Source organism: Pseudomonas sp. Ors-4-3C (genome assembly GCF_055755035.1).
The window spans coordinates 1,153,600-1,170,574 of sequence record NZ_CM146900.1 but is presented as its reverse complement, the minus strand read 5'-3'; the positions used below and the strand labels follow the sequence as shown (position 1 = coordinate 1,170,574).

The window sequence follows — 16,975 nt, the reverse complement described above, 5'->3', positions numbered from 1 at the left end:
CGGCTCTTGCAGACCGGTCGGGCAGTGCATTTCATCAGGCGAATGGGCGGCTTCTGGTGAAGTCAGCCTTGGCGGTTCATGACGCTGCGGGTTTTCAACTCGCATTCAAACAGGAATTCAAAAGCCTCGATCTGCCGCAGGGCATCACTCATCTGCGCGCCCCAGGTGTAGAGGCCGTGGCCGCGAATCAGGTAACCGACGCAATCGGGATGGGCGTCGAGCCAAGGCTGCACCTTGGCGGCGAGGCGCGCAATGTCCTGATCGTTGTCGAAAATCGGTACGCGTACCCGGGATTCGTGGGTGGAGATGCCGCTGAAGGCTTTTTGCAGCTCGTAGTCTTCGAACTCGATGAAGTCTTCCGGCGTCAGGCGCGACAGCACCGTGGCATTCACCGAATGGGTGTGCAGCACCGCGCCGATCTCCGCGCGCCAGCGATACAGCTGGGTGTGCAGCAGGGTTTCGGCGGAAGGCTTTTTGCCCGGTTCCAGGCTGTTGCCGGACAAATCCGTGGCGAGCACGTCGTCCAGTCCCAACTGGCCCTTGTGCTTGCCGGACACGGTCAGCAGCGCTTCGCTCGGCGACAGACGCGTCGAGTAATTGCTGCTGGTGGCCGGCGACCAGCCGCGACCATAAAGAAAACGCCCGGCGTCGACGATCTGCTGGGCGAGCTGTTCACGCGTAAGGCTCATGGCCTGTCCTCTTGCATACGTGTGGCAATGATAACGGCAGCAGCGAGCGCCGCGAGACTGGCAATACTAAAGGTCAATGTCGCGCCGAGGGCATTCCAGCTGTAACCGGAATACAACGCACCCAACGCGCCACCGGTGCCGGCCAGCGCCGCATACAGCGCCTGGCCCTGACCTTGCTGACGCGCACCGAAGCTACGTTGCACGAACGCGATGGCAGCGGCATGAAAGCTGCCGAAGGTCGCCGCGTGCAACACCTGGGCGAACAACAGCACCCAGAGGAATTCGGCGAACGAACCTAGCAGTAACCAGCGCAACGCCGCCAGCAGAAAACTCGCCATCAGCACGCGGCGCAATGAAAACCGCGCGAGAATCCGGCTCATCGCCATGAACATCAGCACTTCGGCGACCACGCCCACGGCCCAGAGCATGCCGATCACGCCACGGCTGTAACCGAGGTGTTCAAGGTGCAAGGTCAGAAAGGTGTAATACGGGCCGTGGCTCATCTGCATCAGCGCGACGCAGGCGTAAAACGCCAGCACACCGGGGCTGCGCAGCTGCTTGAGGAACCCTTCCCCGCTCGGCCGGTTACCTTGCGGTGGTTGCGCATTCGGCACCCACAAACTGCTGAGGACGATGCCGGCCATGATCAGCACCAGCGCCGCCGGGTAGATGTCGAGGCTCAGCCATTCGAACAAACGGCCCAGTGCGACCACGGTGATGATGAAACCGATCGAGCCCCACAGGCGAATCTGGCTGTAGCGCGAGGTCTGCCCCTGCAAGTGCGCGAGGGTGATGACTTCGAACTGCGGCAGCACCGCGTGCCAGAAGAACGCGTGCAGCGCCATGACCATCGCCAGCCAGGCGTAGGTCTTGCTGACGAAAATCAGCGAGAACGTCAGCAACGTGCACACCGCGCCGAAGCGCACGATGGCCAGGCGCTTGCCGGTGTAGTCGCCGAGCCAGCCCCAGATGTTCGGCGCCACGCAGCGCATCAGCATCGGAATCGCCACCAGTTCGCCGATCCGCGCAGGGCTGAAGCCGAGGTGATCGAAGTACAGCGCCAGAAACGGCGCTGTCGAACCAAGCAAGGCGAAATAGAACAGATAGAAACTGGACAGCCGCCAGTACGGGAGCGCCGCCACGCCCGTTATGCCGCGACGGCTTCAGAACCCGCCATCAAAGCTGGCCCAGCACCGGAGTGCTGACGCGCACGTCGGCGTTCTGTCCACGGTGACGCAGCAAGTGGTCCATCAGCACGATGGCCATCATCGCTTCGGCGATCGGCGTGGCGCGGATGCCGACACACGGGTCGTGACGGCCCTTGGTGATCACGTCGACCGGATTGCCGTGGATGTCGATCGAACGGCCCGGAGTGGTGATGCTCGACGTCGGTTTCAACGCCAGATGCGCGACGATCGGCTGACCGGACGAAATGCCGCCGAGGATGCCGCCAGCGTTGTTGCTGAGGAAACCTTCCGGGGTCAGTTCATCGCGATGCTCGGTACCGCGCTGGGCGACGCAGGCGAAACCGGCGCCGATTTCCACGCCTTTCACTGCGTTGATGCTCATCAGCGCATGGGCCAGTTCGGCATCGAGGCGGTCGAAGATCGGCTCGCCGAGACCCGGCATCACGCCTTCGGCGACCACCGTGATCTTCGCCCCGACCGAGTCCTGATCGCGGCGCAACTGGTCCATGTAGGCTTCCAGCTCCGGAACCTTGTCCGGATCCGGGCTGAAGAAGGCGTTCTCTTCCACCGAATCCCAGGTCTTGAACGGGATTTCGATCGGGCCGAGCTGGCTCATGTAGCCACGGATGACGATGCCTTGGGTGGCGAGGAATTTCTTCGCGATCGCCCCGGCCGCCACGCGCATCGCGGTTTCCCGCGCCGAGCTGCGACCGCCGCCGCGGTAATCGCGCTCACCGTATTTGTGGTGGTAGGTGTAGTCGGCGTGTGCCGGGCGGAACAGATCCTTGATCGCGGAGTAGTCCTTGGACTTCTGGTCGGTGTTGCGGATCAGCAGACCAATCGAGCAACCGGTGGTGCGCCCCTCGAACACGCCGGAAAGGATTTCGACTTCGTCGGCTTCCTGGCGCTGGGTGGTGTGGCGGCTGGTGCCCGGCTTGCGGCGATCGAGGTCGCGCTGCAGGTCTTCAAGGGAGATCTCCAGGCCCGGCGGGCAGCCGTCGACAATGGCGACCAACGCCGGACCATGGCTTTCGCCAGCGGTGGTGACAGTGAACAACTTGCCGTAGGTATTGCCGGACATGCAGGACGCTCCGTGAAATCAAACCCGAATTCGTGATGCGCGCCAGTATACGCAGGCTAACCGACTAGTTCATCCTCGAACCTTAGTGGTGTTGGTGAGTCCAACCCGCACCTTGGCGAATGATGGCGTGATGATGCTGCGAGTTCTGATCTTGAGTCTTACCCTGTTTACCGGTTTTGCCCACGCGACTGTCCTGCAAAGACCGATCTCTCTGGAGACCGGCAGCGGAGAACTTTTCGGCTCGCTGCTGCTGCCAAAATCCGACAACCCGGTGCCGGTTGTCCTGATCCTTGCGGGTTCCGGTCCGACGGATCGTGACGGCAACAATCCCGATGGCGGGCGCAATGACAGCCTCAAGCGGCTGGCCTGGGTGCTGGCCAAACACAATATCGCCAGCGTGCGCTACGACAAGCGCGGGGTGGCCGCAAGCCTGGCGGCCACGCCCGACGAGCGCAATCTGTCGGTGGAAGCCTACGTCAACGATGCGGTGGCCTGGAGCCAGAAGCTGAAAAGCGATCCGCGTTTCGGCCCATTGATTCTGCTCGGGCACAGCGAAGGCGCACTGATTGCCACCCTCGCCGCCCCCCGTGCCGACGCCGCCGCGCTGATTTCGCTGTCCGGCAGCGCCCGCCCGGTGGATCAGGTGATCCGCGAGCAACTGGCGCGCAGCCTGCCACCGCCGTTGATGCTGCGCAGCAATGAAATTCTCGACAGCCTCAAGGCCGGCCACACCGACGACAACGTGCCGGCGCCGCTTCAAGCGATTTTCCGTCCGAGTGTGCAGCCTTACCTGATTTCCCTGTTTCGCCAGGATCCGGCCAAGGCCTTCGCGCAACTGAAAATGCCGGCGCTGATCATTCAGGGCACCCACGATATGCAGGTCGGCGTGGGTGATGCGCAGGCACTGAAAGCCGCCAGACCCGAGGCCCAACTGGTGGTGATCGAAGGGATGAACCATGTCATGCGCATCGTTCCCGCCGACGTGAAGCGGCAATTGGCCTCGTACAAGGACCCGAATTTGCCACTGGCAGCGGAGCTGGGCGGCAAACTCATCGAATTTATTGACGGACTTCGCACCCGTTAAGGGCTTTTTGCCCTCCAGTCCTGGAAAAAACGGCCGATAAGCCTTTGTCGCCAGCGTACCGGCTGGCGACAAGCAGGGCTTGGACAGGATCTCGCCGTTATGACTGATACCCCGACTTCACCCGACACCACCGCTGAAAAAGACGCACCGCCAGCGGTCGAGCTGCCATGGGCGGACGTCAGCGTCGAGCACCACAAGATGCTCCGCCTGGCCCCGCTGCAGACCGACCGCAACACCGGTGGCCGGCCACTGCGCTTTGTCGAATTCGGCTATGCCGAGCGCAACAGCAAAGAACACAGCCTGATGCGCATGGCGATCAAACTGCCCGGCCAGCGCGTGCGCAAGGAGCAGAACCAGCTCGACGTGTGGGTCAATCACACCAGCAAACGTGTGCATTTCGGCCCGGACAGCGGCTTGCAGATCGAACCGCTGAACCGTGGCATCGGTCGTTTCATGGCCGCGCAAGGCATCAACTGGGCGAAAAAACGCTGGCCCGCCTACACCGTCGACGGCATGGACTTGAACAACAAGGACGCGCTGAACGAAGACACCCGCCTGCGTCGCGATCACTTCTTGCGCGTGCATGGTTTTGATGTGGTGTACGCCGATGCCCAGCATCTGAAGGGCAGCGTCAAAGAGGTGCAAGTCGGTGACTTGCTGGGCGACTGGAACAGCGAAAAGCTGCAGATCGTCGAGATTCTTGAAGCGGCGCAGATGCTGCAACAGGCCGAGCAGAACCTGGCCGAGCAGGAAGTGAAGCTGAAGAAGCAGGAAGACAAAGTCAGCAAGTTCAAGCGTGAAGACGCCGGGTTGCGCTTCACCATTACCTGTCTGGTGGCGTTTGCGGTGTTTCAGGCGGGGTTGCTGATCTGGATTGCTACGCACCGCTGAAATCAGCGATGACCTGTGGCGAGGGAGCTTGCTCCCGCTCGGCTGCGAAGCAGTCGTAAAACATGCGCATGCGGTATGTCTGGTGCACCGTCATTGCATATTTTGGGTCTGCTTCGCAGACCAGCGGGAGCAAGCTCCCTCGCCACAGAAGTCAGTCAGGTCAAACGCGAGAAGCGAACAGCGCCTGATGCTCGCGGCACTGCTCCGCCGTCAGCATGAACACGCCATGCCCGCCGCGCTCGAATTCGAGCCAGGCGAAGTCGACTTCCGGGTACAGCGCTTCGACGTGCACCTGGCTGTTGCCCACTTCGACAATCAACAAACCCTTCTCGGTAAGGTGATCTGCCGCTTCGGCGAGCATCCGCCGGACCAGGTTCAGACCGTCATCACCGCAGGCCAGGCCCAGCTCCGGTTCGTGCTGGTATTCATCCGGCATGTCGGCGAAATCTTCCGCGTCAACGTACGGCGGGTTCGACACGATCAGGTCAAAACGCTGCCCCGGCAAACCATCGAAACCATCGCCCTGCACGGTATAAACGCGCTCATCGACGCCATGACGCTCGATGTTCTGATTGGCCACTTCCAGTGCTTCGAACGACAGATCCGCCAGCACCACTTCGGCGTTCTGGAATTCGTAGGCGCAGGCGATGCCGATGCAACCGGAGCCGGTGCACAGGTCGAGAATCCGCGCAGGCTCGTCGCCGATCCACGGTGCAAAGCGGTTTTCGATCAGTTCGCCAATCGGTGAACGCGGGATCAGCACGCGCTCATCGACGATGAACGACATGCCGCAGAACCACGCCTCGCCCAGCAGGTACGCCGTCGGGATGCGCTCTTCAATGCGGCGCTTGAGCAGGCGTTGCAGGTTGACCAGTTCGTCGTCTTCCAGCGCACAATCGAGGTAGCTGTCGGCAATTTCCCACGGCAGGTGCAGGGCACCGAGCACCAGTTGCCGGGCTTCATCCCAGGCGTTGTCGGTGCCATGACCGAAAAACAGATCCTCCCCATGGAAGCGGCTGACGGCCCAACGGATGTGGTCGCGCAGGGTACGAAGTCGGGAAGTGATCACGGGGCAGAACTCCAGAAAAAACGACTGACGATTCTACCAGCCAAAACGCCCGCCGACGACGCAGGAAAATCAGCGGAGCAACAGTAGGACTTTTCTGATTTTTGCATCAGCTATTGAACAGAACGTGTAACTTGACAAGGCTGCAGGCCAGTAACGACGGTGCCTACGATGGTAGCGGTTCACAGAACCGCTCAGCCAGAGGACAATGCCGCAAAAGCCCCACCCCAAGGAGCCCCGAATGTCCGTTCCAAAAACGATGTTTCAACTCAGCGGCCGCGGTTACGCAGCGGCCACTCTGAGCCATGCCACCGTGGTCATCATCGATGCCCAGAAAGAGTACCTCAGTGGCCCGCTGGCCCTGAGCGGCATGGACGCGGCCGTCGCGAACATCAAACAACTGGTCGCCGCGGCCCGTGCAGCCGGTCGGCCGATCGTGCACGTGCGTCATCTCGGTACCGTCGGTGGCCTGTTCGACCCGCAGGGCGAGCGTGGCGAGTTCATCCCCGGCCTCGAGCCACAGGGTGATGAAACCATCATCGGCAAACTGCTGCCGAGCGCGTTCCACGGCACCGAACTGCTCGACCGTTTGCAGAATCTTGGCTCGCTGGACCTGATCGTCTGCGGCTTCATGAGCCATTCCAGCGTCAGCACCACCGTGCGCGCGGCGAAGAACCTCGGCTTCCGTTGCACCCTGGTCGAAGACGCCTGCGCCACCCGTGACCTGCCGTTCAAGGGCCGCGTACTCAGTGCCGCCGTGGTGCAGGAAGCGGAAATGGCGATCATGGCCGACAACTTCGCCACTCTCGCCCTGACTCAAGATCTGATCTGATCTGCTCTGATGAGCGGCTCACAGCGCCGCTCATCCGCAAAAGCCTCGCATTTGCTTCAATTGCCTTAGCCTCAGGAACAACCCGGTCAACTCCCGGTCGAAGGGCCGATACCCATTGAGGAAGGTCGGAATGAAGTTATCCGATGGATTTGACGCACGCCGCTTGCGGCCCAAAGGCCAAAGCAACTGGCGTTTTCGATTCGGCGCAGCGATCGCCGCCATTCTGGCGACGTTCGGTGTGTTGCTGGCGATGGCCGGAGCCGCCAGCCTGCTGGGGCGCCCGCCGGCGCTCGGCGACTTGAATGCCACGCCGACGGGTTCGGCGATCATTCTGGCGGTCGGTTTGTTGTTCCTGTACTTCGGCGTGGCGCTGTGGCGTCGATGCCGGCGTCGCGCCCGGCAATCGCGGGAACTGAACATGTCCCCGCACCTGATGAAAAAACACGACTGAGGTGATGGCCTGGCTTTTTGCCGGGCCGTTTTGTTTCGACTTGGGTAAACTGGCCGCCCTTCGCGGAGGCTGACATGCAAGACGACGATTTTTCCCTGTTCAAAAGTGCGATCCAAGGCGTCAAGCCGATCAAGCACGACCGCGCCGACACCGGCAAACCCAAGGCTGACCGCGCGCGGATCGCCAAGCTGCGCCAGTCCGCCACCGTGCGCACCGACACCACCACCGTGGATGGCCTGTCCGATCAGTTCGTGATCGACGTCGGCCCCGAAGACGAGTTGATGTGGGCCCGCGACGGGGTGCAGGAAAGCCAGATGCGCAAGCTCAAGATCGGCCAGATCCCGTTCGAAGGCAGCCTCGACCTGCACGGCATGAACGTAGAGAAGGCCCGGGAAACTCTCTGGGCCTTTCTCGCCGAAGCGACCAAATTCGAAATCCGCTGCGTGCGCGTCACCCACGGCAAGGCCGTGCGTCTGGACGGCAAGCGGCCGATGATCAAGAGCCACGTCAACACCTGGCTGCGCCAGCATCCGCAAGTGCTCGGTTTCACCTCGTGCCAGGCGAAACATGGCGGTGCCGGTGCGGTTTACGTGATGCTCAAACGCACCATGATGGAAGGCCGCGACGAATAATCGCGTTACACCGAACTTGCAGGGTCGTGTCCGCCACCGTACCCTTGCCCTTTGCGAAAATCCCCACAGGTAGTTTCATGTCCCTGGAACAGAATTACACCGCGATTCTCGGCCAACTGGGCGAGGACGTGTCCCGCGAGGGCCTGCTCGACACGCCAAAGCGTGCCGCTAAAGCCATGCAGTACCTCTGCCGCGGTTATGAACAGACGCTCGAAGAGGTCACCAATGGTGCCCTGTTCAGCTCCGACAACAGCGAAATGGTGCTGGTCAAGGACATCGAGCTGTACTCGTTGTGCGAACACCACCTGCTGCCGTTCATCGGCAAGGCGCATGTTGCGTATATCCCGAGCGGCAAGGTGCTGGGCCTGTCGAAGGTCGCGCGGATCGTCGACATGTACGCCCGCCGCCTGCAGATTCAGGAAAACCTCAGCCGCCAGATCGCCGATGCGGTGCAGCAAGTCACCGGCGCGCTGGGCGTGGCCGTGGTGATCGAGGCCAAGCACATGTGTATGATGATGCGCGGTGTGGAAAAGCAGAATTCGTCGATGATCACTTCGGTGATGCTCGGTGAGTTCCGCGAAAACGCAGCAACCCGCAGCGAATTCCTCAGCCTGATCAAGTAATTCGCGGTACGAAGAAAACCGGCATTCATCGCCGGTTTTTTTTCGCCCGCAAAAAATCGGGTAAGCTGCGCGCCCTTCTCTCTTTGCACCGTGAGGCTTTCAACGTGTTCGTCAAAGCGCTTCGTGTCGGCCTCGGCCAACTGATCATCTTCATCGACTTCATTACCCGCCCGGGCAAGAAACAGCGTCCGGCCGAAGTTCAGGCACAGGTCAACTCGGCCGCCAAAGACCTGACGCTGTACCAGTTCCACGCCTGCCCGTTCTGCGTGAAAACCCGTCGCACCCTGCGTCGTCTGAACGTGCCGGTGGCGCTCAAGGACGCGAAGAACAACGAGCATGACCGCCAGACGCTGCTGGAACAGGGTGGCAAGATCAAAGTGCCGTGCCTGCGCATTGAAGAGAATGGGCAGACGACCTGGATGTATGAGTCCAAGGTGATCATTGATTATCTGGATAAGCGGTTTGCTGCTATCTGAATGATTTTCGGTGTCCTGAGCGACGCCTTCGCGAGCAAGCTCGCTCCCACAGGGGGCGGGTCACGCCTGATTGCTTACCAAGCTAACTAAATATTCATCTACTGTTGGTCGATTTGCCGGCTGCCACAGTCACGGCGGTCTATTCTGCGAGAAGCAGAGCCAGAGGCGCATTCACCTGCCATCCGGGCTCACCCACGCTCCCACGGACAGGCAGTCGATCAAGCGCTCACGGCCCGTTCATCGCTCGTATCGCTGTCCGCTCCGTTGCCCGGACAATCGCAATGCATGCACTGGTACGTATCGCGCTGGGAAAACCGTATACCTTTGTGGTGCTGGCGATTCTGATCCTGATCGCCGGTCCGCTGGCGGCGCTGCGTACGCCCACCGACATCTTTCCCGAGATCCGCATTCCGGTGATCGCGGTGATCTGGCAGTTCACCGGTTTGTCGCCCGACCAAATGGCCGGACGGATCACCTCACCGTTCCAGCGCGTATTGACCACCACGGTCAACGACATCCGCCACATCGAGGCGCAGTCGCTTAACGGCTTCGGGATCGTGAAGATTTTCTTCCAGCCCAACGTCAATATCACCAACGCCAACGCGCAAGTGACTTCGGTGTCGCAAGCGATCCTGCGCCAGTTGCCGCCGGCGACCACCCCGCCACTGATCCTCAACTACAGCGCCTCGACGGTGCCGATCATTCAACTGGCGTTGTCCGGCAAGAATCTGAGCGAACAACAACTGGGCGATATCGGCCTGAACACCGTGCGATTGATGCTGACCACTGTCGCCGGAGCGGCCATCCCCTATCCGTTCGGCGGCAAGAGCCGGCAGATCCAGATCGACCTCGACTCGGCCGCCATGCAGGCCCGCGGGCTCTCGGGGCAGGATGTAGCTAACGCACTGGCCACGCAGAACCTGATCACCCCGGTGGGCACCGAAAAAATCGGCGACTATGAGTACCCGCTGCTGCTGAACAACGCGCCGACGGACTTCAAGGACCTGCAGGATTTACCGATCAAGACCGCCAACGGCACCACAGTGCTGATTCGCGATGTGGCGACCGTGCGTGACGGCAATCCCCCTCAAGCCAACATCGTTCACGTCAACGGCAGCCGCTCGGTGCTGCTGACCATTCTCAAGACCGGGTCGGCCTCGACCCTTGGCGTGATCGACGGTATCCGCAACAAACTCGCCGACTCCAAGGCTGCGCTGCCTGACAACCTGAAAATCGAGTTCATCGAGGATCAGTCAGTGTTCGTCCGCGCAGCGATCAGCAGCGTGGCCAAGGAAGGGATCATCGCGGCAGCCCTGACCAGCCTGATGATTCTGCTGTTCCTTGGCAGCTGGCGCTCGACGGTGATCATTGCCGTGTCGATTCCGCTGTCGATTCTGGCCTCGATCGCGACCCTCGCCGCCCTCGGCGAAACCCTCAATATCATGACCCTCGGTGGCCTCGCCCTGGCAGTGGGGATTCTGGTGGATGAAGCGACGGTCACCATCGAAAACATCAACTGGCACCTGGAACAGGGTAAAGAGGTGAAGACCGCGATCCTCGACGGTGCCGCGCAAATCGTCACCCCGGCCTTCGTTTCGCTGCTGTGCATCTGCATCGTGTTCGTGCCGATGTTCTTCCTTGAAGGCATCGCCCGCTATCTGTTCGTGCCGATGGCCGAAGCGGTGGTGTTCGCCATGATCGCTTCGTTCCTGCTGTCGCGGACGCTGGTGCCGACCATGGCCAACTACCTGCTCAAGCCGCACACCAAGGAGGAACAAGCAGCGCACAATCAGCGTTCGCGCAATCCGCTGGTGCGTTTTCAACGCGGTTTCGAGAAGCGCTTCGAGGCCGTTCGCGATCGCTACCACGCGATGCTGGAAACCACCCTGCACCACCGGGGAATTTTTGTTGTGTGCTTTTTCGGCTTCGTGCTTTTGTCGTTCACCCTCGTGCCGTTTCTGGGGCGCAACTTTTTTCCGGCGGTCGATGCGGGACAGATCCTGCTGCATGTACGCGCGCCGGTCGGCACCCGCGTAGAGAAGACCGCCGAGCTGATTTACGACGTCGAGAACGCGATCCGCCGCATCATCCCACCCGCCGATCTCGGCTCGGTGGTCGACAACATCGGCCTGTCTATCAGCGGCATCAACATCACCTACAACAACACCGGCACCGTGGGTTCGCAGGACAGCGACATCCACATCAAGCTCAATGACGGTCACCGTCCCAGCGCCGACTATATGCGGCAGATTCGCGAGCAACTGCCCAGGCAATTTCCCAGTCTGGTGTTTTCCTTTCCACCGGCGGATATCGTCGGGCAGATCCTGAATTTCGGTGCGTCGGCGCCCATCGACCTGCAGATCCAGGGCGGCAATCAAGTCGCCAATTTCGCCTACGCCAATACCTTGTTGCGTGAGATCCGGCGAGTCCCGGGAGTGGCCGATGCGCGCCTGCAACAATCCGAGCAACTGCCAACCTTTCAGGTCAACGTCGACCGTACCCGCGCGCAACTGGTGGGCATCACCGAACGCGATGTGACCAACAGTCTGGTGGTCAACCTCGCGGGTTCGAGTCAGGTGGCGCCGACGTACTGGCTCAACACCGCCAACGGCATTTCTTATCCGATCGTGATGCAGACGCCGCAATACAACCTCGACTCGCTGTCAGCGCTGAACAACCTGCCACTGAGTCCGACCGGCGCCGGCAATGACCAGCAGATTCTCGGCGGTCTGGCGACGCTTGAGCGCACCAACAGCCATTCGGTGTTCAGCCAGTCGGAATTGCAACCGGTGGTGGAGATTTTCGCGTCGACTCAGGACCGCGACCTTGGCGCCGTGGCGGCGGATATTCAGGACATCATTAATGCCCACGCCAAAGATGTTCCGAAGGGTTCGAAAGTCGCCCTGCAAGGCCAGGTGCAAACCATGAACAGTGCGTTCAACGGCATGCTCTACGGCTTGCTCGGCGCAGTGGTGCTGATCTATCTGGTGATCGTGGTCAACTTCCAGTCGTGGCTCGATCCATTCGTGATTCTCATGGCGTTGCCGGCGGCACTGGCAGGGATTGTCTGGATGCTGTTTCTCACCCACACGCCATTGTCGGTGCCGGCGCTGACCGGGGCGATCATGTGCATCGGGGTGGCAACCGCCAACGCGATTCTGGTGGTCAGTTTCTGCCGCGAGCGCCTCGATGCCCATGGTGACCCGGTCAGTTCGGCACTGGAGGCCGGGTTCACCCGTTTTCGCCCGGTGCTGATGACCGCGCTGGCGATGATCATTGGCATGACCCCGATGGCCCTGAGCCTGGGAGAAGGTGGCGAGCAAAACGCGCCACTGGGTCGGGCGGTGATCGGCGGGCTGTCCTTCGCCACGATGGCGACGTTGTTCCTGGTGCCGATCATTTTCAGCATTGTCCACGCCCGAGACGCCCGCGAGCCGGCCCCGGCCGCTGACGCGCCACTGCCTCCTGCCCCGGAGGGCGCCTGACATGACTGACGAGCACATTGCCCCGGACACCCCTGCGCCCCAGCGGCGCAAGCACAGTCTGTGGCGCATCGCATTGACCGGGCTGGTGCTGGTGTTGATCGTCATCGCGTGCATCATCTGGCGCGTCAGCGAATCGCGCACGCTCAAGGACTGGACCGACAAACAGGCCGTGGCCAACGTGGTGCTGATCTCGCCAAGCATCGCCCCGCAAGGTCCGGTGCTGAATCTGCCGGGACGGCTGGAGGCGTACTCCCGCGCCTCGATTTTCGCCCGCGTCAGCGGGTATTTGAAGTCATGGAAATTCGACATCGGTGCGCCGGTCAAGGCCGGTCAATTGCTCGCCGAAATCGATGCCCCGGAGCTTGATCAACAACTGCTGCAAGCCCGCGCCGACCTCGCCACCGCCCAGGCCAACGAGTCGCTGGCGGCGACCACGGCAAAGCGCTGGCAGGCGATGCTGGCCTCCGATTCGGTGTCGCGCCAGGACGTTGATCAACGCAACGGCGACCTCAGCGCCAAGCAGGCGCAGGTACTGGCGGCAAAAGCCAACGTCGACCGATTGGTGGCAACCAAAGGCTTTCAGCGTCTGGTAGCGCCGTTCGATGGCGTGGTGACCGCGCGCGAAACCGATGTCGGCGCGCTGATCAACGCTGGCAGCGGCAGCAACGGTCCCGAGCTGTTTGTGGTGTCCGATGTCAGCCGCTTGCGGGTTTATGTGCAGGTACCACAGAATTTTTCGCCACTGGTCCGTGCGGGGACCAGCGCCAATCTGACCGTGCCGGAATATCAGAAGGAGCAGTTTCCGGCCAAGGTCATCGCCACCGCCGACTCGGTGAATGCCACCTCCGGCACGACACTGGTTCAGTTGCTGGTGGATAACCCCGGCGGACGCCTGATCCCGGGCGGCTTCACCAATGTCGAGTTCAAGTTGCCGGTGCAGGTCAACGCCTTGCGGCTGCCGGCCAGTGCGTTGCGCTACGACGAACACGGCTTGCGCGTGGCGACGCTGGATGCAAATGACAAGGTGCGTTTCAAGACCATCACCATTGCCCGCGAGTTGGGAGATTCAGTGGAGATCGGCTCCGGCCTGCTGGCCAGTGACCGAGTGATCGATACCCCGCCGGACGGCCTCGCCGACGATGACAGCGTGCAGATCGTGCAGCCCGACAAGGGAGGCAAAAACAATGGCTGAGCGCTCGGCGTTGTGCACTGCCGCGTGGGTGTTGGGCGCGGCGCTCGGGCTCAATGCCTGTTCGCTGGCACCCACCTACCACGTGCCGCCGACGCCGGTTGCCGCGCCGTTTCACACGGTCGCACCGTGGACCACGGCGCAGCCTTCCGACCAGTTGAACCGCGATGGTTGGTGGCGGATGTACAACGACCCGCAGCTCGACGCGCTGCAACAGCAATTGCTGCACAACAACCCCGACCTGAGCGCCGCGCTGGCGCATTACGCCCAGGCGCAGGCGTTCGTCAAACAGGTCGAGGCCGGGCTGTTTCCGAGCATCACCGGCAATGCCCAGCCGCAGCGCATTCGCCAGTCGGACAACAAGCCGCTGCGCAATGGCGGCCCGGATGAGTACAACTCGGTGACGCTCGGGGCCGAGATCGATTACGAGGTGGATTTGTGGGGCCGGGTGCGCGACACGGTCGCCGCCGGCAAGGACGAAGCCCAGGCGCAGAAGGCTGACCTGGCCTCGGCGCGCCTGAGCCTGCAGACGCAACTGGCCGACACCTACATCCGCCTGCGCGGACTGGATCAGCAAACCCGCCTGCTGAAGGAAACCGGTGCGGCGTTCGAGAAAGCCCTGAACCTGACGCAGGGCCTGCATGACGGCGGCATCGTCTCCGGACTGGACGTGGCCCGTGCCCGCACGCAATTGTCATCGACCAAATCGCAGCTGACGCAAAACCAGGCGCAACGGGCCTTGCTGGAACATGCGATCGCCGCGTTGGTCGGCGCATCGGCCTCGGACTTCAGCATCGCCGAGAGCACTCATCCGGTGACCCTGCCGGTAGTGCCGGTCGGGTTGCCGTCAACCTTGTTGCAGCGCCGCCCGGACATCGCCGCCGCCGAGCGCCGCACCGCTGAAGCCAACGCGAAAATCGGCGTGGCCAAGGCCGCGTTCTATCCCAGCCTGACCCTGAGCGCGCAGGCCGGTTTTCAAAGTGCCGAGTACGCCAAACTGCTTTCCGCACCCAATCTTTTCTGGGTCATCGGCCCTTCGCTGTTGGGCACTATTTTTGATGGCGGCGCACATCAGGCTGAACTGGATGCAGCACGGGCCGCCACCGACGAAGCCGGCGCGCACTATCGCAGCGTGGTACTGGCGGCGTTCGCCCAAGTCGAAGACAACCTGTCGCTGGTGTCCGGCCTAGGCTCGGCACTGAAGGATCAGCGCGACGCGGCGGACGCGGCGCAGCAGTCGGAGAACCTTGCGCTGGACCAGTATCGTCAAGGGGCGGTGGGTTATCTGGATGTGGTGTCGGCGCAGACCACCGCCCTGCAGGCGCAGAGCAGTGTGCTGGATTTGCAGACCCGTCAGCTCAGCGCCAATGTCGGCTTGATCAAGGCGCTGGGTGGCGGCTGGTCGAACGAGGAGTTGGCGAGCATCGCCGCGCAGAAAGAGTGATCGCTCTTACGCCGCTAACGCTGCCTGGGCTTGGCGCACCACCGCCGCCAGTCGCTTGAGCCCTTCATTGAGACGCGCCGGATCGATGTGGCTGAAGTTCAGGCGCAGATGCCCGTAATGGTTGTCCGGATCCGCAAAGAACGGCTCACCGGGCATGAACGCTACGTCGCTGGCCAGCGCGGCGTTGAGCAGCGTTCGCGTATCCAGCGGTTGCTTTAGCGTCAGCCAGAAAAACAGCCCGCCCTGCGGCATGTTCCAGTGCGCCAGATCAGAGAAATGCGTTTCCAGCGCAGACTGGAACGCATCGCGCCGCTGCCGGTAAAAACCGCGCAACTCGCTCAGGTGCTGCTGATATTTTTCACTGCCGATCCACTGAAGCGCCTGCCACTGGCCGATGCGGTTGGTGTGCAGATCCGCCGACTGTTTGAGCTTGAGCAAATGCGGGAACAGGTCCGGACTGGCGATCAGGTAGCCGACGCGCAGGCCCGGCAGCAGGGTTTTCGATACGGTGCCGGTGTAGATCCAGCTGGCTTTGTGCAGGCGCCCGGCAATCGGTTTGGCGCTGCCGCCATCGAACGTCAGTTCGCGGTACGGCTCGTCTTCGATCAGGGTCACGCCGAATTCATCCAGCAACGCGGCGACGGCGGCGCGCTTGGCTTCGCTGTAGCGCACGGCGGAGGGATTCTGGAACGTCGGGATCAGGTAGATGAACGCCGGGCGATGTTGCTCAAGTCGACTGCGCAGTTGAGCGAGATTCGGGCCATCGGATTCTTGCGGCACGGTCAGGCAATCGGCGCCAAACAGCTGGAAGATCTGTAGCGCGGCCAGGTAGGTCGGCGCCTCCAGAAGAATTTCGGTGCCCTTGTCGATGTATAACTTGGCCGCCAGATCGAGGGTCTGCTGGGAACCGCTGACCACCAGCACCTGACTCGCCTCGCACGCCAGGCCCAGCGCCCTCGCCTCCGCCGCCAGCGCTTCACGCAGCGCCGGCTCGCCCTCGCTCATGCCGTACTGACCCAGCGCCAGCGGCATCTCGGCCCATTCGACTTTCGGCAGCATGGCTTCGGCGGGCAAGCCACCGGCGAACGACATCACCTCCGGGCGCTGGGCGGCGGCGAGGATTTCACGGATCAGAGAACTTTTAAGGCGCGAGACACGTTCGGAAAAAGCCATGGGAGTCACCGGTAGCGAGGCTGGAGAGATTTGAGTCAAACTGCTTGACCGAAACTACGACAGCTTGAGCGAGTACGTCAACATGCTTGACCTTAAAAGCCCCGCCAGCCAGCAACAGGCGATGGAAGCGTTTTTCTTCGGCTATCAGGCGTTCACCGCCAAGGCCGATGAAATGCTGGAGCGCCGCGGTCTGTCCCGGGTGCATCAGCGGATTGTATTTTTCATCGCGCGCTATCCGAATTTGAGTGTGAAGGAGTTGCTGGGATTGCTCGGCGTGAGCAAACAGGCGCTGAACATGCCGTTGCGCCAACTGCAGGAAATGCACTTGGTGGACAGCGTGGCGTCGGCGGCGGACAAGCGTAAGCGTCTGCTGGAATTGACCGTGGAAGGTGCGAAGTTCGAGCAGGCGTTGCGCCGTGAGCAAGTGAAGTTGCTCGAGCGGGTGTTTGCCGAGGCTGGGGAGGCGGCGGTGAATGGCTGGCTGGCGGTGAATATGGCGCTTGGGAACACTCAGTCACCTCTCGATTGACTGGGCTGGCCTCTTCGGGAGCAAGCCCCCTCCCACAGTGGAACGCATTTCAAATGTGGGAGCGAGCTTGCTCGCGAAGGGGCCCCCAAGAGCGATATATCCCTATCGCCTGACCTTTCGTAAACAAAACCAAAAACAATATT

Annotated in this window: 16 protein-coding genes; 11 read left to right on the top strand and 5 right to left on the bottom strand. The window is 61.7% G+C overall.

The features are described from left to right. Positions 1–62: 62 nt before the first annotated feature. From ACVHNU_RS05460 to aroC, 3 genes are read right to left on the bottom strand one after another with little or no spacing between them, the layout of a single operon-like run. Positions 63–689 carry a methylthioribulose 1-phosphate dehydratase gene (locus tag ACVHNU_RS05460; RefSeq protein ID WP_103486002.1) on the bottom strand — a complete coding sequence of 209 codons (627 nt, stop codon included), beginning with the start codon at positions 687–689 and terminating at the stop codon, positions 63–65. After that, the gene (locus tag ACVHNU_RS05455; protein WP_003223203.1) at positions 686–1,831 is read right to left on the bottom strand and encodes an MFS transporter; all 1,146 of its coding nucleotides are present in this window, start codon (positions 1,829–1,831) and stop codon (positions 686–688) included. The genes ACVHNU_RS05460 and ACVHNU_RS05455 overlap by 4 nt, the downstream gene beginning before the upstream one ends. 34 nt (positions 1,832–1,865) lie before the next feature. Next, entirely contained in the window at positions 1,866–2,957 is a 1,092-nt protein-coding gene (aroC, locus tag ACVHNU_RS05450; RefSeq protein ID WP_003223202.1) for a chorismate synthase, read from the bottom strand. A gap of 130 nt (positions 2,958–3,087) precedes the next feature. Here aroC and ACVHNU_RS05445 point away from each other — a divergent pair, with 130 nt between their 5' ends. Both ACVHNU_RS05445 and ACVHNU_RS05440 read left to right on the top strand, forming a co-directional pair. Next, the gene (locus ACVHNU_RS05445; RefSeq protein WP_201138312.1) at positions 3,088–4,041 is read left to right on the top strand and encodes an alpha/beta hydrolase; all 954 of its coding nucleotides are present in this window, start codon (positions 3,088–3,090) and stop codon (positions 4,039–4,041) included. Between the two features lie 99 nt (positions 4,042–4,140). After that, on the top strand, positions 4,141–4,932 hold the full coding sequence (locus ACVHNU_RS05440; protein ID WP_003223198.1) for a hypothetical protein: 792 nt from the start codon (positions 4,141–4,143) through the stop codon (positions 4,930–4,932). A gap of 160 nt (positions 4,933–5,092) precedes the next feature. On the opposite strand, the gene prmB is transcribed toward ACVHNU_RS05440, so the two are convergent. Next, positions 5,093–6,001 carry a 50S ribosomal protein L3 N(5)-glutamine methyltransferase gene (gene prmB / locus ACVHNU_RS05435; RefSeq protein WP_003223196.1) on the bottom strand — a complete coding sequence of 303 codons (909 nt, stop codon included), beginning with the start codon at positions 5,999–6,001 and terminating at the stop codon, positions 5,093–5,095. Between the two features lie 238 nt (positions 6,002–6,239). On the opposite strand from prmB, the gene ACVHNU_RS05430 reads away from it, so the two are divergent. From ACVHNU_RS05430 to ACVHNU_RS05395, 8 genes are all read left to right on the top strand, one after another. Continuing rightward, the gene (locus ACVHNU_RS05430; RefSeq protein WP_003223193.1) at positions 6,240–6,830 is read left to right on the top strand and encodes a cysteine hydrolase family protein; all 591 of its coding nucleotides are present in this window, start codon (positions 6,240–6,242) and stop codon (positions 6,828–6,830) included. A 130-nt stretch (positions 6,831–6,960) separates the two neighbouring features. Further along, a complete protein-coding gene (locus ACVHNU_RS05425) occupies positions 6,961–7,281 on the top strand; it encodes a hypothetical protein (protein ID WP_003223191.1) in 321 nt (106 codons plus the stop codon). A gap of 74 nt (positions 7,282–7,355) precedes the next feature. Next, positions 7,356–7,913: a Smr/MutS family protein gene (locus tag ACVHNU_RS05420; RefSeq protein WP_003223189.1), complete on the top strand. Its 558-nt coding sequence runs from the start codon at positions 7,356–7,358 to the stop codon at positions 7,911–7,913. A gap of 77 nt (positions 7,914–7,990) precedes the next feature. Beyond that, complete coding sequence (gene folE, locus ACVHNU_RS05415; RefSeq protein WP_003204506.1) at positions 7,991–8,536, top strand: GTP cyclohydrolase I FolE; 546 nt, start codon at positions 7,991–7,993, stop codon at positions 8,534–8,536. A 104-nt stretch (positions 8,537–8,640) separates the two neighbouring features. Further along, positions 8,641–9,012: a glutathione S-transferase N-terminal domain-containing protein gene (locus ACVHNU_RS05410; protein WP_003223187.1), complete on the top strand. Its 372-nt coding sequence runs from the start codon at positions 8,641–8,643 to the stop codon at positions 9,010–9,012. A 281-nt stretch (positions 9,013–9,293) separates the two neighbouring features. Beyond that, positions 9,294–12,497: an efflux RND transporter permease subunit gene (locus tag ACVHNU_RS05405; RefSeq protein WP_473019164.1), complete on the top strand. Its 3,204-nt coding sequence runs from the start codon at positions 9,294–9,296 to the stop codon at positions 12,495–12,497. Position 12,498: 1 nt separating this feature from the next. After that, positions 12,499–13,689 carry an efflux RND transporter periplasmic adaptor subunit gene (locus ACVHNU_RS05400; RefSeq protein WP_400499212.1) on the top strand — a complete coding sequence of 397 codons (1,191 nt, stop codon included), beginning with the start codon at positions 12,499–12,501 and terminating at the stop codon, positions 13,687–13,689. Continuing rightward, positions 13,682–15,130 (top strand): efflux transporter outer membrane subunit, encoded by a 1,449-nt coding sequence (locus tag ACVHNU_RS05395; protein WP_103521097.1) that lies wholly within the window; start codon positions 13,682–13,684, stop codon positions 15,128–15,130. The genes ACVHNU_RS05400 and ACVHNU_RS05395 overlap by 8 nt, the downstream gene beginning before the upstream one ends. Before the next feature lie 6 nt (positions 15,131–15,136). Here ACVHNU_RS05395 and ACVHNU_RS05390 read toward each other — a convergent pair whose 3' ends face one another. Next, the gene (locus ACVHNU_RS05390) at positions 15,137–16,303 is read right to left on the bottom strand and encodes an aminotransferase-like domain-containing protein (RefSeq protein ID WP_473019163.1); all 1,167 of its coding nucleotides are present in this window, start codon (positions 16,301–16,303) and stop codon (positions 15,137–15,139) included. A gap of 82 nt (positions 16,304–16,385) precedes the next feature. Between ACVHNU_RS05390 and ACVHNU_RS05385 the strand changes: the two genes are divergently transcribed. After that, positions 16,386–16,832 (top strand): MarR family winged helix-turn-helix transcriptional regulator, encoded by a 447-nt coding sequence (locus ACVHNU_RS05385; protein ID WP_045122353.1) that lies wholly within the window; start codon positions 16,386–16,388, stop codon positions 16,830–16,832. Positions 16,833–16,975: the final 143 nt, after the last annotated feature.

What these genes read in the sequence shown, in the direction of transcription:
- ACVHNU_RS05460 (WP_103486002.1), bottom strand. Translation starts at nt 689, where the DNA reads ATGAGCCTTACGCGTGAACAGCTCGCCCAGCAGATCGTCGACGCCGGG.
- aroC (WP_003223202.1), bottom strand. Translation starts at nt 2,957, where the DNA reads ATGTCCGGCAATACCTACGGCAAGTTGTTCACTGTCACCACCGCTGGC.
- ACVHNU_RS05445 (WP_201138312.1), top strand. Translation starts at nt 3,088, where the DNA reads ATGATGCTGCGAGTTCTGATCTTGAGTCTTACCCTGTTTACCGGTTTT.
- ACVHNU_RS05440 (WP_003223198.1), top strand. Translation starts at nt 4,141, where the DNA reads ATGACTGATACCCCGACTTCACCCGACACCACCGCTGAAAAAGACGCA.
- ACVHNU_RS05430 (WP_003223193.1), top strand. Translation starts at nt 6,240, where the DNA reads ATGTCCGTTCCAAAAACGATGTTTCAACTCAGCGGCCGCGGTTACGCA.
- ACVHNU_RS05425 (WP_003223191.1), top strand. Translation starts at nt 6,961, where the DNA reads ATGAAGTTATCCGATGGATTTGACGCACGCCGCTTGCGGCCCAAAGGC.
- ACVHNU_RS05420 (WP_003223189.1), top strand. Translation starts at nt 7,356, where the DNA reads ATGCAAGACGACGATTTTTCCCTGTTCAAAAGTGCGATCCAAGGCGTC.
- folE (WP_003204506.1), top strand. Translation starts at nt 7,991, where the DNA reads ATGTCCCTGGAACAGAATTACACCGCGATTCTCGGCCAACTGGGCGAG.
- ACVHNU_RS05405 (WP_473019164.1), top strand. Translation starts at nt 9,294, where the DNA reads ATGCATGCACTGGTACGTATCGCGCTGGGAAAACCGTATACCTTTGTG.
- ACVHNU_RS05400 (WP_400499212.1), top strand. Translation starts at nt 12,499, where the DNA reads ATGACTGACGAGCACATTGCCCCGGACACCCCTGCGCCCCAGCGGCGC.
- ACVHNU_RS05395 (WP_103521097.1), top strand. Translation starts at nt 13,682, where the DNA reads ATGGCTGAGCGCTCGGCGTTGTGCACTGCCGCGTGGGTGTTGGGCGCG.
- ACVHNU_RS05390 (WP_473019163.1), bottom strand. Translation starts at nt 16,303, where the DNA reads ATGGCTTTTTCCGAACGTGTCTCGCGCCTTAAAAGTTCTCTGATCCGT.
- ACVHNU_RS05385 (WP_045122353.1), top strand. Translation starts at nt 16,386, where the DNA reads ATGCTTGACCTTAAAAGCCCCGCCAGCCAGCAACAGGCGATGGAAGCG.